The 13,610-nt window shown below is 65.9% G+C and carries 21 protein-coding genes; 20 read left to right on the top strand and 1 reads right to left on the bottom strand.

Going from position 1 to position 13,610, the window contains the following annotated elements:
* Positions 1-192: 192 nt before the first annotated feature.
* Positions 193-1,587 (bottom strand): class II fumarate hydratase, encoded by a 1,395-nt coding sequence (gene fumC / locus Q1U94_RS08915; protein ID WP_300543524.1) that lies wholly within the window; start codon positions 1,585-1,587, stop codon positions 193-195.
* Positions 1,588-1,759: 172 nt separating this feature from the next.
* Here fumC and Q1U94_RS08910 point away from each other — a divergent pair, with 172 nt between their 5' ends.
* From Q1U94_RS08910 to Q1U94_RS08815, 20 genes are all read left to right on the top strand, one after another.
* Positions 1,760-2,098: a RusA family crossover junction endodeoxyribonuclease gene (locus Q1U94_RS08910; RefSeq protein ID WP_300543522.1), complete on the top strand. Its 339-nt coding sequence runs from the start codon at positions 1,760-1,762 to the stop codon at positions 2,096-2,098.
* A gap of 249 nt (positions 2,099-2,347) precedes the next feature.
* Positions 2,348-2,842, top strand: a complete 495-nt coding sequence (locus Q1U94_RS08905; RefSeq protein WP_300543520.1) for a hypothetical protein — start codon at positions 2,348-2,350, stop codon at positions 2,840-2,842.
* Positions 2,799-4,046 (top strand): terminase family protein, encoded by a 1,248-nt coding sequence (locus Q1U94_RS08900; protein ID WP_300543517.1) that lies wholly within the window; start codon positions 2,799-2,801, stop codon positions 4,044-4,046. Before Q1U94_RS08905 ends, Q1U94_RS08900 begins: the two co-directional genes overlap by 44 nt.
* 119 nt (positions 4,047-4,165) lie before the next feature.
* On the top strand, positions 4,166-4,339 hold the full coding sequence (locus tag Q1U94_RS08895) for a hypothetical protein (RefSeq protein WP_300543515.1): 174 nt from the start codon (positions 4,166-4,168) through the stop codon (positions 4,337-4,339).
* A complete protein-coding gene (locus tag Q1U94_RS08890; RefSeq protein ID WP_300543513.1) occupies positions 4,333-4,815 on the top strand; it encodes a hypothetical protein in 483 nt (160 codons plus the stop codon). Before Q1U94_RS08895 ends, Q1U94_RS08890 begins: the two co-directional genes overlap by 7 nt.
* 72 nt (positions 4,816-4,887) lie before the next feature.
* Positions 4,888-5,934 (top strand): phage portal protein, encoded by a 1,047-nt coding sequence (locus Q1U94_RS08885; protein ID WP_300543511.1) that lies wholly within the window; start codon positions 4,888-4,890, stop codon positions 5,932-5,934.
* Positions 5,931-6,170, top strand: coding sequence for a hypothetical protein (locus tag Q1U94_RS08880; protein ID WP_300543509.1), 240 nt, complete (start codon positions 5,931-5,933; stop codon positions 6,168-6,170). Before Q1U94_RS08885 ends, Q1U94_RS08880 begins: the two co-directional genes overlap by 4 nt.
* Before the next feature lie 68 nt (positions 6,171-6,238).
* Positions 6,239-6,667, top strand: a complete 429-nt coding sequence (locus Q1U94_RS08875; RefSeq protein ID WP_300543507.1) for an HK97 family phage prohead protease — start codon at positions 6,239-6,241, stop codon at positions 6,665-6,667.
* A 26-nt stretch (positions 6,668-6,693) separates the two neighbouring features.
* A complete protein-coding gene (locus Q1U94_RS08870; RefSeq protein ID WP_300543505.1) occupies positions 6,694-7,911 on the top strand; it encodes a phage major capsid protein in 1,218 nt (405 codons plus the stop codon).
* 223 nt (positions 7,912-8,134) lie between these two features.
* Positions 8,135-8,380, top strand: a complete 246-nt coding sequence (locus Q1U94_RS08865; protein ID WP_300543503.1) for a hypothetical protein — start codon at positions 8,135-8,137, stop codon at positions 8,378-8,380.
* Between the two features lie 54 nt (positions 8,381-8,434).
* The gene (locus Q1U94_RS08860) at positions 8,435-8,968 is read left to right on the top strand and encodes a hypothetical protein (protein ID WP_300543501.1); all 534 of its coding nucleotides are present in this window, start codon (positions 8,435-8,437) and stop codon (positions 8,966-8,968) included.
* A 177-nt stretch (positions 8,969-9,145) separates the two neighbouring features.
* On the top strand, positions 9,146-9,724 hold the full coding sequence (locus Q1U94_RS08855; RefSeq protein WP_300543499.1) for a phage head-tail connector protein: 579 nt from the start codon (positions 9,146-9,148) through the stop codon (positions 9,722-9,724).
* On the top strand, positions 9,721-10,137 hold the full coding sequence (locus tag Q1U94_RS08850) for a DUF3168 domain-containing protein (RefSeq protein ID WP_300543497.1): 417 nt from the start codon (positions 9,721-9,723) through the stop codon (positions 10,135-10,137). Before Q1U94_RS08855 ends, Q1U94_RS08850 begins: the two co-directional genes overlap by 4 nt.
* A gap of 205 nt (positions 10,138-10,342) precedes the next feature.
* On the top strand, positions 10,343-10,759 hold the full coding sequence (locus tag Q1U94_RS08845; protein WP_300543495.1) for a phage major tail protein, TP901-1 family: 417 nt from the start codon (positions 10,343-10,345) through the stop codon (positions 10,757-10,759).
* On the top strand, positions 10,760-11,026 hold the full coding sequence (locus Q1U94_RS08840; RefSeq protein ID WP_300543493.1) for a GTA-gp10 family protein: 267 nt from the start codon (positions 10,760-10,762) through the stop codon (positions 11,024-11,026).
* The gene (locus tag Q1U94_RS08835; RefSeq protein WP_300543491.1) at positions 11,023-11,193 is read left to right on the top strand and encodes a phage tail assembly chaperone; all 171 of its coding nucleotides are present in this window, start codon (positions 11,023-11,025) and stop codon (positions 11,191-11,193) included. The genes Q1U94_RS08840 and Q1U94_RS08835 overlap by 4 nt, the downstream gene beginning before the upstream one ends.
* On the top strand, positions 11,190-11,708 hold the full coding sequence (locus tag Q1U94_RS08830) for a phage tail tape measure C-terminal domain-containing protein (protein ID WP_300543489.1): 519 nt from the start codon (positions 11,190-11,192) through the stop codon (positions 11,706-11,708). Before Q1U94_RS08835 ends, Q1U94_RS08830 begins: the two co-directional genes overlap by 4 nt.
* Positions 11,705-12,328, top strand: coding sequence for a DUF2460 domain-containing protein (locus Q1U94_RS08825; protein ID WP_300543487.1), 624 nt, complete (start codon positions 11,705-11,707; stop codon positions 12,326-12,328). Before Q1U94_RS08830 ends, Q1U94_RS08825 begins: the two co-directional genes overlap by 4 nt.
* 68 nt (positions 12,329-12,396) lie before the next feature.
* Entirely contained in the window at positions 12,397-13,062 is a 666-nt protein-coding gene (locus Q1U94_RS08820; protein ID WP_300543485.1) for a DUF2163 domain-containing protein, read from the top strand.
* Positions 13,059-13,601 (top strand): NlpC/P60 family protein, encoded by a 543-nt coding sequence (locus Q1U94_RS08815; RefSeq protein WP_300543483.1) that lies wholly within the window; start codon positions 13,059-13,061, stop codon positions 13,599-13,601. Before Q1U94_RS08820 ends, Q1U94_RS08815 begins: the two co-directional genes overlap by 4 nt.
* Positions 13,602-13,610 lie beyond the last annotated feature (9 nt).

Here is a 13,610-nt window from a genome sequence, read left to right as displayed (position 1 = left end):
GCAGCGCCGAGTTCCAGGCCGAGATAGATGCTGACGAGGAATATTGTCAGCAAAGCGTGGAGCCCAACCGTGCCCGATATGCCGGACTTGTTGAGTTCATGGCGGCGCGTCAGCCTGACTAGACGCTCGATTGTGCGCGTCGTCAGGCTGCGCCATCTAGGCTTGGTTCGGATGAGATGATTTTGGCGATGTTCAGGTTTTCGGACCGATCATCTTTTCCGGACGCACGATCTCGTCGAACTGTTCGCCGGTCACGAAGCCCAGCTTCACCGCTTCCTCGCGCAGCGTGGTGCCGTTCTTGTGGGCGGTCTTGGCGACGATGGTGGCGTTGTCATAGCCGATTGTCGAATTGAGCGCCGTCACCAGCATGAGCGAGCGCTCCATCAGGGCGGTGATATTGTCTTCGCGCGCCTTGATGCCGACCACGCATTTGTCGGTGAAGGTGTTGGCGGCGTCGGCCAGAAGGCGGATCGACTGCAGAACGTTGAAGATGATGACCGGCTTGAAGACATTGAGCTCGAAATGGCCCTGGCTGCCGGCAAAGCTCACCGTGGTGTTATTGCCCATCACCTGGGCGCAGACCATGGTCATCGCCTCGCACTGGGTCGGATTGACCTTGCCCGGCATGATCGACGAGCCCGGCTCGTTCTCCGGCAGGGCGAGCTCGCCCAGGCCCGAACGCGGGCCCGAGCCCAGAAGGCGGATATCGTTGGCGATCTTGAACAGCGAGACGGCCGCCGAATTGAGCATGCCGTGCGCCTCGACCAGGGCATCCTTGGTGGCCAGGGCCTCGAACTTGTTGGGCGCGGTGACGAATTTCAGCCTGGTGAAGGCGGCCACTTCCTCGGCAAACGCCTCGGCAAAGCCGGTCTTGGTGTTCAGCCCGGTGCCCACGGCGGTGCCGCCCTGGGCGAGTTCGAGAAGCGCCGGCAGCGTGCCCTCGATGCGCCGGATGGCGTTCTTGACCATGGCTGCATAGCCGGAGAATTCCTGGCCCAGGGTCAGCGGAGTGGCATCCTGCAGATGGGTGCGGCCGATCTTGATGACATCCCTGAACCGGTTCGCCTTGTCGTTGAGCGCATTGTGCAGGGTCTGCAGCGCCGGCAGCAGGCGGTGAACGATCTCCTCGGCTGCCGCGATATGCATCGCGGTGGGGAAAGTGTCGTTGGAGGACTGCGAACGGTTGACGTGATCGTTGGGATGAACCGGGTCCTTCGAGCCGACCACTCCGCCCAGGATCTGGATCGCCCGGTTCGCCACCACTTCGTTCGTGTTCATGTTGGACTGCGTGCCCGAGCCGGTTTGCCAGACGGACAAGGGGAAATGATCGTCCAGCTTGCCCTCGGCCACTTCCAGCGCCGCCTGGGCGATGGCATCGGCAAGTTCGGCCTCCAGCGTGCCCTGCCGCTTGTTGGCCAGGGCGGCCGAGCGCTTGACGATACCCAGGGCGCGGACCAGCGGTTTGGGCATGGTTTCAGTGCCGATCGGGAAATTGATCAGCGAACGCGCAGTCTGGGCGCCGAAGAGTTTTTCGGACGGAACTTCCAGGGGGCCGAAGCTGTCGGTCTCGGTGCGCATCTCGCTCATCAGGGGAGGCTCCTTGCAGCCCGCGCGGTGCGGGGGAATGATGGTGGTGATCGATTCGAACGTGTATCACTCGGGCATGAACGATCAAGCGGACGATGCGCATCGCCGCGCGGGCAGGGCTCTCCGGGGGCAGGCGCACAACTGGGTTGGACGAGGGAAGGTTCAGGCATCCATGTCTGGCGACGAACTCAATTTGCGTGTCGACGCGGTGACGACGCAGACGCGGCGCTTCAAGTCGCTGATCGGGGAATTCTTCCGCCTCGAATTCAAGCGCGCACGCCCGAAATGGGGACCCTACGAGGTTACCATCGAAATCCAGCGCACGCCCGACAGCCCCACCCATGACGTCGACAATGTCGCCAAGGCGGTGCTGGACGCCCTGACCGGCGTCGTCTTCCACGACGACAGCCAGGTCGAACGCCTCCTGGTCACCAAGGTGGAAGGCGATCGCGCCCGTATCTGCGTGACAGCCCGGCCGATGGCCGAGGTGAAGGTGCTGGAGGAGGTCTAGCCTCTCCCGCCCCCGATTTCTTGCGGAAGCGCGACGCGCTGTCCGGGATCTCCCGATCCACCGGTGCGTGCGAGCCCTTTGATCGGGAGGCCCCGGCTCTGCGGCCGGGGAAGCGTTATTCTGCAAAGTTGGGGGATATCGCGCGCGCTATCCCGGCCGGCCAGAATAATTCTTCCAGCCGCCGCAACCTCTTCCGGAAAACCCCGCGCAACCAATCCGACCGGAGACAGGCCGGGCCTATGATCCGGCATGGCTGAGAAAAGCGAAACGACGAATGAGCGCCGGTGGGAGCTGGAGGATTGGTATCCCTGGCTCTTTCTTGTGGAGCGCGGCGCGCGAATGCGCGATGTGGCGGTCTGGGCCGGCAAAACCTCCAGCGCTGTCAGTCATGCCAGGCGGCGCCTGGAGGCGGCGTCCGCCGGGGAATACGCCCGGATCGCACGCGAGGGCTGGCAACGGCTGAAGTGCCGGATCACGGCGCTCTACCTGTCCGGACAGGCGCAGGCTGCGCGTGCCCATGAACGTGCATTCGGATTGATGGAAAGCGAGGTGAACGCGATGACGAACGGGCGATCATCCCGTCCCGCCGGAGATCCGTGCGAGGAGGACAAGCAACGTGACCTCTCCGACGACGAGTTGCGGGCCTTTATCCGCGAGCGGATTGAAAGTCAGGCAGACCGTTTTGGATTTAGACGCGAACTTGAGCACGCTCGACACGAGCGCGCTGTACGCGGCGAAGGCTGAATTCCACCTCTACACTGCCGATGCCCAGCTGGCCCCGCCCGGCGACTGGCTGATCTGGCTGTTTCTCGGCGGGCGCGGGGCGGGCAAGACGCGGGCCGGGACGGAATGGGTGCGCCAGCAGGTGAAGGCAGGGGCCGGGCGGATCGCCCTGGTGGCGCCCACTTTCAACGATGTGCGTGAAGTGATGATCGACGGGCCGTCCGGGCTGATGCAGGTGTGCCCGTCCGCCGAGCGGCCGAAATACGAGGCCTCGCGCAGACGCCTGGTCTGGGACAGCGGTGCGACGGCCCATGCCTTTTCCGCCGAGGATCCGGACGGGCTGCGCGGCCCGCAGTTCTGCTGTGCCTGGGGCGACGAATTTGCGGCATGGGCACATCCGCAAAAGACGCTGGACACGCTGCGCATGGGGCTGCGCCTGGGCGCACATCCGCGCCTGTTGCTGACGACGACGCCGCGGCCGATCCCGGCCCTGAAGGCCCTGGTCAAGGCGGCGGGGGTGAGCGTCACCCATCAGCCGACCTCGGCGAATGCGGACAACTTGGCGCCCGGCTTTCTGGCCGCCATGCAGGCCGCCTATGGCGGATCGGCGCTGGGGCGCCAGGAAATCGAGGGCGTGCTGATCGACGATCCGCCCGGTGCGCTGTGGACGCGCGGCCAGGTGGAGGAGGCGTGCTGCGGCTCGGTGCCGGATCTGGACCGCATCGTCGTGGCCGTCGATCCGCCGGCCGCCGGCGGACCGCGGTCCGACGAGTGCGGGATCGTCGTGGCGGGAGCGACGGGCGAGGGGCCGGTGCGGCGCGCTTTCGTGCTCGCCGATCTCTCCTTCGGTCCGGCCATGCCCGCCGGCTGGGCCGCGCGCGTGGCCCGGGCGTTTCAGGAATACGAGGCCGATGCGGTGATCGCCGAGGCCAATCAGGGCGGGGAAATGGTGCGCTCGGTGTTGAAGGCGGCCGACAATGTCCTGCCGGTCAAACTCGTCCGCGCCAGCCGCGGCAAGCACACGCGGGCCGAACCGGTCGCGGCACTCTATGCCGCCGGCCGGGTGAAGCATGTGGGCCGGTTCGCCGCGCTGGAAGACCAGATGTGTGCCTTCGGTGCCCCGGACGTGCCGGCGGGCAGTCCGGACCGGGTCGACGCCCTGGTCTGGGCGGTGAGTGCGCTCCTCCTGGGCACGAAGGGAGCGCCGCGGATGCGGGTCCTGTAGGTGGACAAGTTGCTGCTACGTTATAGAGAGCACCAAATCTGTTACAAGCAGTGGTAGAGATTTGTGGGAAGCGGGACGATATGGCGGCGGTCTGGCGCGTATTGATGAGGATGGGCGCCGTGGGGGCCGATCTTTATTTCTGGCCGCAACTGTTCGGTTTCGGCGACGAGATGCAGGCGTTCTTCCGGAAGAATGTCTGGTGGCTGGCTCCGCCTCTGTTCCTCTTCCTCGTTCTGGGATCGATCGCCGTCGATGCGAGGGCGCGGCAAGGCGTGAAGGTGAGTGCATGCTGACACCTGTTCTGATTGCCCTGACAATTCCGGCGGTGTACCCGGTGGCGGCGCTGCTGCTGGTGAAATTCGTCCGGCCCTATCGCATGGAGCTTGCGGAAGCCGGACAGGAAATCCTTCAGTCGCCGCTCTATGGCGAACGCGAGAAACAGCTTGTCTCCGACATGCTGGACGACGCCTTTTGCTGGCAGGTTCCGATAGCGCTGGCCGTCAATTTCCCGCGCCATGTGTTTGACGGAAGCGAAGCCGAAGCGCGGAGCTTCCTGCAGGAATTCCTGCAGAAGGAAAGAGCCGCGCATTTCATGCAGCGTCATGCCGTATCGGCTTTCTGCGCCAACCCGCCTTTTGCGTTCGTCCTGCTCGTGGAAATGCTGTTCGCCTTGATGGCGAAGGGAAGCTTGGCTTCGGTGAAAGGCACGCTGGCGCTGACCAATCTGGATCTGGCGCCACGCTTCGGTTCGGGCGTTTCCCGTCCCTAGGACCGGCCCCGGCACGTTTCAAACTTCAAGCGCTTGCTGAACGGCAGGCGCTTTTTTATTGGGAGGACTTCCATGTCCAACTGGCTTTCCGGGCTTCTGCGCCGGGATGTGAAGACGGCTGTATCCAGCCGGCTGGTCTCGCTGGCCGCCGGGCGCGGCAATGGCTGGCGGCCGCGGGCGCTGCCGGCGCAGATGCAGGCGGGCTATGCGCGCAATGCGATCGCCAATCGCTGCGTGCGTCTGATCGCCGAGGCGGCGGCCTCGCTGCCTTTCGAGGCGTCCGAGCGCGCGGCGCAACGGCTTTTGAACCGGCCCAATGCGGATACGTCCGGTCCGGAGCTGTGGGAAACGCTCTATGGTTTTCTACAGCTGGCGGGAAATGCCTATCTGGAAGTGTCCAGCCTGGACGGCGCCCCGCGCGAGCTTTTCATCCTGCGCCCGGATCGCATGCGTGTACTGGCCGATGCCAGCGGCTGGCCGGCGGGCTGGGAATATTCGGTGGCGGGCGGCAAGCGCCGGTTCGAACGCGACCGGGCGACCGGCCGCACGCCGGTTTTCCACATGCGGCTTTTCCATCCCGGCGACGATCACTACGGGCTTTCGCCGCTGGAACCGGCCGGCCGGGCGCTGGATCTGCACACCGCCTCGGCGGACTGGGCACGGTCCCTGGTGGACAATGCTGCGCGGCCCTCCGGAGCCCTGGTCTTCAACGGCGCCGACGGCCAGCTCACCGGAGAACAGTTCGAGCGCCTCAAGGCCGAGCTGACCGGTGCGCATACGGGGGCGGCGAATGCCGGCCGGCCGCTGCTGCTGGAGGGCGGGCTGGACTGGAAGCCGATGGCGCTCTCCCCCGCGGAGATGGATTTCATCGAGGCCCGGCGCGAGGCCGCACGCGAGATCGCGCTGGCCTTCGGCGTGCCGCCGCTGCTGCTGGGCCTGCCCGGGGACAATACCTATTCCAACTATCGCGAAGCCAACCAGGCTTTCTGGCGCCAGACCGTCCTGCCGCTGGCGCGCAAGACGGCGCGGGCGCTGGAAGTGTGGCTGCAGCCCTGGTTCGGCGACGGGCTGGGTGTGGCCGCCGACGAGCGCGCGGTGCCGCGGGAGGACGTGTCATGACGACAAAGACCGGATGGACCCTGCAGCGCCAGATCACGCTGGGCGTGCTCCTGGCCATCGGCCTGCAGAGCGGCGGCGCGCTGATCTGGTCGGGCCGCGTGGCCGAACGGCTGGACCAGCTGGAACGGGAAAACCTGCGCACCGAACCCCTGGCCGAACGCCTCGCACGCCTGGAAGCGGAAATGCGCCTGGCCCGGGAAAGCCTGGTGCGCATCGAACGGCGGATGGACGAGTAGTTCCCTCCCCGCGTCCCATTGGAAAAGCGCGCGCCGCGCTTCCTGAAAAACCACAAGGAAATCCCACCATGCCTCACCCCCTGCCGATCCAGGGGCACGCCTCGCTGTTCGGCCTGGCGGACCTGTCCGGCGATGTCGTGCATCGCGGGGCCTTTGCCCGGGCGCTGCGGCTGAAACCCTCCGTGCCGATGCTGTTCCAGCACGATCCGGCCGAACCGGTCGGTGTGTGGACCACGCTGCGCGAGGATGCGCGCGGCCTGTTCGTTGCCGGCGAGATCCTGCCCGAAGGACCGCGCGGGCGGACGGTGGCGGGGCTGGTGGCGCGCGGGGCGGTCACCGGCCTGTCCATCGGGTTTCGCACCCGTCATGCCGCGGCGCGGCGCCCGCGCGGCCGCGATCTGTTCGACATCGATCTCTGGGAGGTCTCCATCGTGACCTTTCCCATGCTGCCGCAGGCCCGCCTGCGGCTCGCCGAGCCGGCCGCGCGGGCGGCCTGAACTCCCTTCGCAACCAAGGAAACTCCATGACCAAGGAAACCAAGATGAACCCGGTCTCGGCCGAGACGCGGGCGGCGCTGGGCGAGGTGCTCACCGCCTTTGAAGCCTTCAAACAGGCCAATGACGCTCGCCTCGACGAGCTCGACGCCAGGGCCTCGGCCGATGTGCTGCTGGAGGAAAAGCTGCAGCGCATCGACAGCGATCTCACACAGCAGAAATCCGCCCTCGACCGCCTCATCAGCGAAGGTGCGAGGCCGGGTCTGGCCAGCGGCGGCACCGGTCCGGAATGCGCGGCCTGGACGTCCTATATGCGCCGCGGCGATACTGCCGGGCTCCACGAGGCCAAGGCGGCCAGCGCCGGTTCGGATGCCGATGGCGGCTATATCGTGCCGCCCGAGACGGAAGCACAGATCGACCGCCTGCTCACCGAGGCGTCGCCGATCCGCGCCATCGCCACGGTGCGCCAGACCTCCGCCAGCCTGTTCCGCAAACCGGTCTCGATGGGCGGGGCCGTGTCGGGCTGGGTGGCGGAAACCGCGGCGCGGCCGGAGACCGGCACTCCCACGCTGGACCTGCTGGATTTCCCCACCGCCGAGATCTACGCCATGCCGGCCGCGACCCAGCAATTGCTGGACGACGCCATGGTCGATATCGAGCAATGGCTGGCCGAGGAGGTGCGCGACGTGTTCGCGGTGCAGGAGGGCGCAGCCTTCGTTTCCGGCGATGGCATTGGCAAGCCGCGCGGCTTTCTCGACTACACCAAGACCGCCGAGGGCAATCAGGCCTGGGGCGAGCTGGGCTATGTCGCCACGGGCACGGATGGCGGGTTCGACGCGTCCGATCCGGCCGACGCGCTGATCGACCTGATCTATGCACCCAAGACCGGCTATCGCGCCCGCGGCCGTTTCGTGATGAACCGCCAGACCGTTTCCGCCGTACGCCGCTTCAAGGATGCCGACGGCAATTATCTCTGGCAGCCCTCGCTGAGCGAGGCCGGAACGTCGACGCTGCTGGGCTATCCGGTCACCGAGGCCGAGGACATGCCCGATATCGGCACCGGCGCCTTCGCCATCGCCTTCGGCGACTTTGAAAAAGGCTATCTCGTCCTCGACCGCCAGGGCGTGGAAGTGCTGCGCGACCCGTATTCGGCCAAACCCTACGTTCTCTTCTACACCACCAAACGCGTCGGCGGCGGGGTGCAGGACTTCGAGGCCATCAAGCTGCTGAAGTTCGGGGTGAGCTGATCTTTCAAAGCAATATCGCAGAATCTGGATAGGTTTTGTTGTGGTTGAAGGTCGTATGTGCCCGCAGGTCTGCTCGTACGACCTTTTGCCGCCTTGGTGGGCCTTCCGGAAACCATTGCAACCTTCTTCCACAGACAGCGAGAAGGCGAGACAACCTGTGGCTTGCATTCAAATTGTTGCAACTCTATCAACGCGTTCTTAACGCGGGGGAGCTAGAGATTCGTTGGAAAACTTCGATGGGAACGAAGTATTGGAGCAAGCAGTTGGTTTTGGGCCAACTGTTTTTCTGATTTCTTTGTTTTTGTTGGTTGTTTTGGTGCGAGGGCGTCAGGTTTTTGATGGCATCGGCAGCATGTTCAAGACGATTCTTGAAGGGTGGGCTGCTGTTATCAGTGCGCGAACGGAAAGAGACAAAATCAAGCGGTTGCATGCACGAGAACATGAACGGTTACGCTCTCGTAAGGGTTGAACGGTCTCGCCATAGACACAATTTGGTGTTAGCAACTCCAATCTCGGAGGCCTTATGATACCCATCATTGTCATAGTTTTCGGCGTAGTTGCGCTGTTGGTCCTCTGGGGTGTGGCTGCGTGCGCGAAGCGATGGGCTGAATCGCTCAAGCGTCGCTATTATCACACAGAGGAATTCTTCAAGCACGCTAACGCGGTCTATGATGAACGCGTGCAGCCAGTGCCTGACATCGTAAAGCTAATGATTGACGCGATGGCAGAAGGCACAATGGACAAGGATTTCGCGAACTTTCTGCTTTATATCCTTACCAATGGTCCAGCCCCTGCGCGACAACAGTCAGAAATAGCGCAGAGCGCTGAGGCTGCCATGAGTGCGATCTCGAAGAAACAAGCAGAGCACTTCATCGTAGCGCTTCTGCACGCGGGGTTGGCATCGGCTGAATGCTCGTTTTTGTTTGGACGAGAGAAAGCCAAGACGTTTGTTGCCTTGCTCGAGAATCCAGTAAGAGCTCAAGCGATGACGCAAAAAGTGGTTCGGTTCGACTGGACAGATACCCACCGGCATGGCGGCAATCACGCGACCGTCTAGTTGAGGCCGATTAAAAGCGGTCCATCAACCAAAGTTGTGCCTCCAAAGCTTGTCAGTGTTAAATTTTCCACCTCGCCTGTCCTCAGTAGGATGGGCAGGCCCTCCTAATTTGCACCTCCCAATATCCCCTATACGGCAAGGTGACCTTGAGGACGTGCAGCAACAGGAATCTCAAATATGTCCCTCACACGCCTCACTCCGCCATCCGCGGAGCCCGTTTCGCTGGCCGAGGCGAAGGCCCGGTTGCGGATATCGGGCGATGCGCATGACGATACGATCAATCACTGGATAGCCGCCGCGCGCGAACGCGTCGAGCGGGATACCGGGCGGGCGCTTCTCGCCCAGACCTGGCTGGAGCGGCGCGACCGCTGGGACGGGGACGGGCGGATGCTGGCCTTCGGTACGCAATTCCGATTGCTCAAACCGCCCCTGATCGCTTTGGAGGCGGTCACCACATACGATGCGGACGGCACGCCGTCGGATTTCGATCCGGCGGCGTTTTTCGTGGACACGCTGGCCGAGCCGGGGCGGATCGCGCTGAAGCCGGATACGGTGTGGCCACAGCCGGGGCGCCGTGCCGGCGGGATCGAGATCCGCTTCCGCTGCGGCTATGGCGATCAGGGCGAGGACGTGCCGCCGCCGCTGCGCGAAGCCATCCTCCAGCTGGTCGTGGCGATGGCCGGTGACGGGGCGCAGGCCGCCCTGCCGCCGGTCGCTGGCAGCCTCATTTTGCCCTATCGGAGCATGAAGCTGTGAGCGGCCCGGAAACCGACCTGCGCGCCGCGGTCGAAGCCGTCCTCGCGCTCGATGCCGGAGTGACCGGCCTGCTGGGCGATCCGCCGCGCCTGTCTGACACACGCGACCCCCGCGCGGCCTATCCCAATGCCAGCTGGGGCCGGGCGGAAACGCTGGAGCGCGGCGCCGACGGTGTGTCCATCGCGGAACACCGGCTCTCCCTGGAGATCTGGTGCCGCAACGGCGATCCTGCACCCATTGTTGCGGCAATCCGGGCGGCCCTTTTCGAGGCCGATATCGACCTGCCCGCGCCCTGGACCCTGATATCGCTGATGCCCGCCTATTGCGACGTCTTCACCACACGCGACCTGCGCGTGAAACGCGGCCTGGTCCGGCTGAAGGCGGTGATGGGGCGGGTACTCGATCAAGCCTGACTCGAATGAGACCCAAATGCCCATCCTCCCACTTGATGGGGGAGGGGGACCGCGCCGCAGGCGTGGTGGAGGGGGTGAATCCCGGTGATGCCAGGTTTGGCAAGACCTCGCCCCCACCCCTTCCGACCCGAGGCTCTGCCTCGGCCCACCTTCCCCGTCAGGGGAAGGATGACTGGGCCGATGCTTGAACGAAAGGAACAGCATCATGACCCCACAATCCGGACGCGACATGCTGGTGAAGATCGGCGATGGCGGCGATCCGCCGGTCTTTACCGCGGCGGCGGGCCTGCGGATGAAGACCATATCGCTCAACGCCCGCACCATTGATGTGACCAGCGCCGACAGTCCCGACGGCTGGCGCGAACTCCTGGCCGGGGCGGGGGTGAAGACCTGCAGCGTGTCCGGTGCGGGCGTCTTTGTTGATGCCGCCGCCGACGCCCAGGTGCGCCAGGCCTTTTTCGACCAGGCGGACCGGGTGTGGCAGCTGGTCATTCCCGGCTTCGGCACGATGACCGGGCGCTTCCTGGTCGCCGCGCTGGACTATTCCGGCCGGTATGATGGCGAGGCGGCCTGGTCGATGAGCCTGGCCTCGGCCGGCGCGCTCGATTTCGAGGCGCTGTAGATGGCCAATCCTGCACGCGGCGAGGTGGAGCTGGTGATCGGCGGCGAGACGCACACGCTGTGTCTCACGCTGGGCGCGCTGGCCGAGATCGAGGCGATCTGCGCCGACGGGGCGCGGCTGGATGCAACGCGGCTGATCCGCGTCCTGGCGGCGCTGCTCCGGGGCGGAGGTTCGGCGCTGACGGAGGCCGATCTGAAGACCGCTCCGCTGGCTCTCGATACGGCGGCCGGCGCCGTTGCCGCCTGTTTCGAGGCTGGCCAGGCATGAACTGGCCTGCCGCCCTGCGCGCCGCCGCCCGGCTCGGCATCGCGCCCGAGGCCTTCTGGCGGCTGAGTCTGGCGGAGTGGCGCGCCCTGGCCGGCGGCGATGCGTCCGTCCTGTCGCGCCGCGATCTCGACAGGCTCCTGAAACACTTTCCGGACACCACATCATGACCGATTTCACCGACGATACCGCCCGTGCCGGCGCTGCGCTGGACGCGCTGGCCGGCGGGCCCGCACAGCGCGCCTCCGAGGCCATTGAGGCCGCCTTCGAACGCACCGGCGAAAGCATCGAACGGGCCTTGGGCCGCGCCGCCCGCGCCGGCGAGGCCGACTTTGCCCGCATGACGGAGGCCATCCTGCGCGATCTGGCCCGGCTGGCGGCCGAACAGGTCATCGCCGGACCGCTGGAGGGCGTGATCGGCCGGGCCCTGTCCGGACCGGACCTGTTCGGCGCCCGCGCCGAGGGCGGGCCGGTCACACCCGGCGGTGCCTATCTGGTCGGCGAGCGCGGTCCGGAGATCTTCACCCCCGCCTCGGCGGGCGAGGTGGGGCCGGCCGGGGTGCGCAACGTGACGATCAATCTCACCCTGCCGCCCGGCACGCCGCTGCGCGCAGTGGAACAGTCCGAAACCCGTATCGCCCGGACCCTGGCCCGGGCCGTCGCGAGAGGGAGCCGCTGGTCATGAGCCCGTTTCACGAAATCCGCTTTCCCTTCTCCGTTGCGCTGGGCGCCGTAGGCGGTCCGGAACGGCGCACCGAAATCGTGCCGCTGCAGTCGGGCCGGGAGGAACGCAATACGCCCTGGGCGAACAGCCGCCGGCGCTGGGATGCCGGACCGGGCGTGCGCTCGCTGGACGATGTGCACACGCTGATCGCCTTTTTCGAAGCCCGCCGCGGCCCGCTCACCGGTTTCCGCTTCCGTGACCCGCTGGACAATCGCTCCTGCACACCGTCCAGCGCGCCCGGGCCCGAGGATCAGGTCCTGGGCACGGGGGACGGTTCGGTGACCGGGTTCCAGCTGGTCAAGCGCTATGAAAGTGGCGGGGAGGGCTGGACGCGGACCATCGCCAAACCGGTCGAGGGGTCTGTGCGCGTGGCGCTGGACGGTGTGGAAACGGCGGTATCGGTGGATCACGCCACGGGCCTGGTCACCTTCGACACTCCGCCCGCGCCGGGCACCACCGTCACCGCCGGCTTCGCCTTCGACTGCCCGGTGCGTTTCGACACCGAGCGCCTGGACATCGCGCTGGAGGCCGTTGGCAGCGGCGGGGTGCCCAGCGTGCCGCTGTTGGAACTGGTGATCTGACGGGCGATCGCAAACATCCTTTCCCCGGCCTTGTGCCGGGGGAACCCCGTTCAAAAAGGACGTTCCCCATGCTCAATCTTCCTGCCGGTCTGGCGGCATCGCTGGCCTCGGGCGTGACATTGCTGTGCTGGTGCTGGCGTGTGACCCGGCGCGATGGTGTCGTGTTCGGCTTTACCGATCATGATCGCGACCTGACATTCGACGGGCTGACATACACCGCATCCAGCGGGTTCGGCGGTGCCGATGTCGAGCGGGAATGCGGGTTTGCGCCGGATCAGGGGGCGGTTGCGGGCGCGCTGGATGCAGACACCGTCACGGCGGCCGATATCGAGGCGGGGCTGTGGGCCGGGGCGCGGGTGGAGACCTTCCGGGTCGACTGGTCCGATCCGGACCAGCGCGTGAAGACGGCCACGGCCGAGCTGGGCGAGATCCGGCGGCATGACCGGCGTTTCGAAGCCGAACTCCTGGGTCTGGCGCACAAGCTGGAGACGGTGACCGGCCGTGTCTTTGCCCGGCGCTGCGATGCGGAACTGGGCGACGGGCGTTGCGGGGTCGATCCGGATCATCCGGACTTTGCGCTGGGCTGCGACAAGGCTTTTGCGACCTGCCGCGACCGGTTTTCCAACACGCTGAATTTCCGCGGCTTTCCCTATATGGTCGGCAATGACGTCCTGCAGGCATCGCCGGCCGCCGATCCGGTCCGCGATGGCGGATCGCGGGGGCTGTCAGGATGAGCCGGGCCCGGATCGTCCGCGAGGCGCGGCGCTGGATCGGAACGCCCTACCGGCATCAGGCCAGCTGCCGGGGCGCGGGTTGCGACTGTCTGGGCCTGGTCCGCGGCATCTGGCGCGCGCTCTACGGTGCCGAGCCGGAACGCCTGCCGCCCTATACGCCCGACTGGGCCGAGGTGGCGGGCGAGGAGACGCTGCGCGACGCGGCCATGCGGCATCTGATCGAGATCGACCGGACGGCGTCCCGGCCGGGCGATGTATTGTTGTTCCGGCCGGATCTCAACGGCCCCGCCAAGCATTGCGCCATCCTCTCCAAACCCGATCGCATCATTCACGCCTATTGGGGTCGCGCTGTCGCCGAGACCGCGCTGTCGCGCTGGTGGCGGCGGCGGCAAGTGGCGGCGTTCGCCTTTCCGGAACGGGATGTGGGTGAGAGGGAAGACCTGGTCGGTCAGGTCTTTTCCCGGCCGCGGCCGGGTTTGGCGCCGGAATCTCGTGCGCGGCCGTTTCGCCCGGGTCTTGGGTCGGGAGATCCCGGATAGCGCGTTCCG

The sequence above is a fragment of the Maricaulis sp. genome (genome assembly GCF_030149515.1).
Lineage (GTDB): Bacteria > Pseudomonadota > Alphaproteobacteria > Caulobacterales > Maricaulaceae > Maricaulis.
Note: the sequence above shows the minus strand (reverse complement) of the source record. Positions and strands in the feature narration are given on the sequence as shown.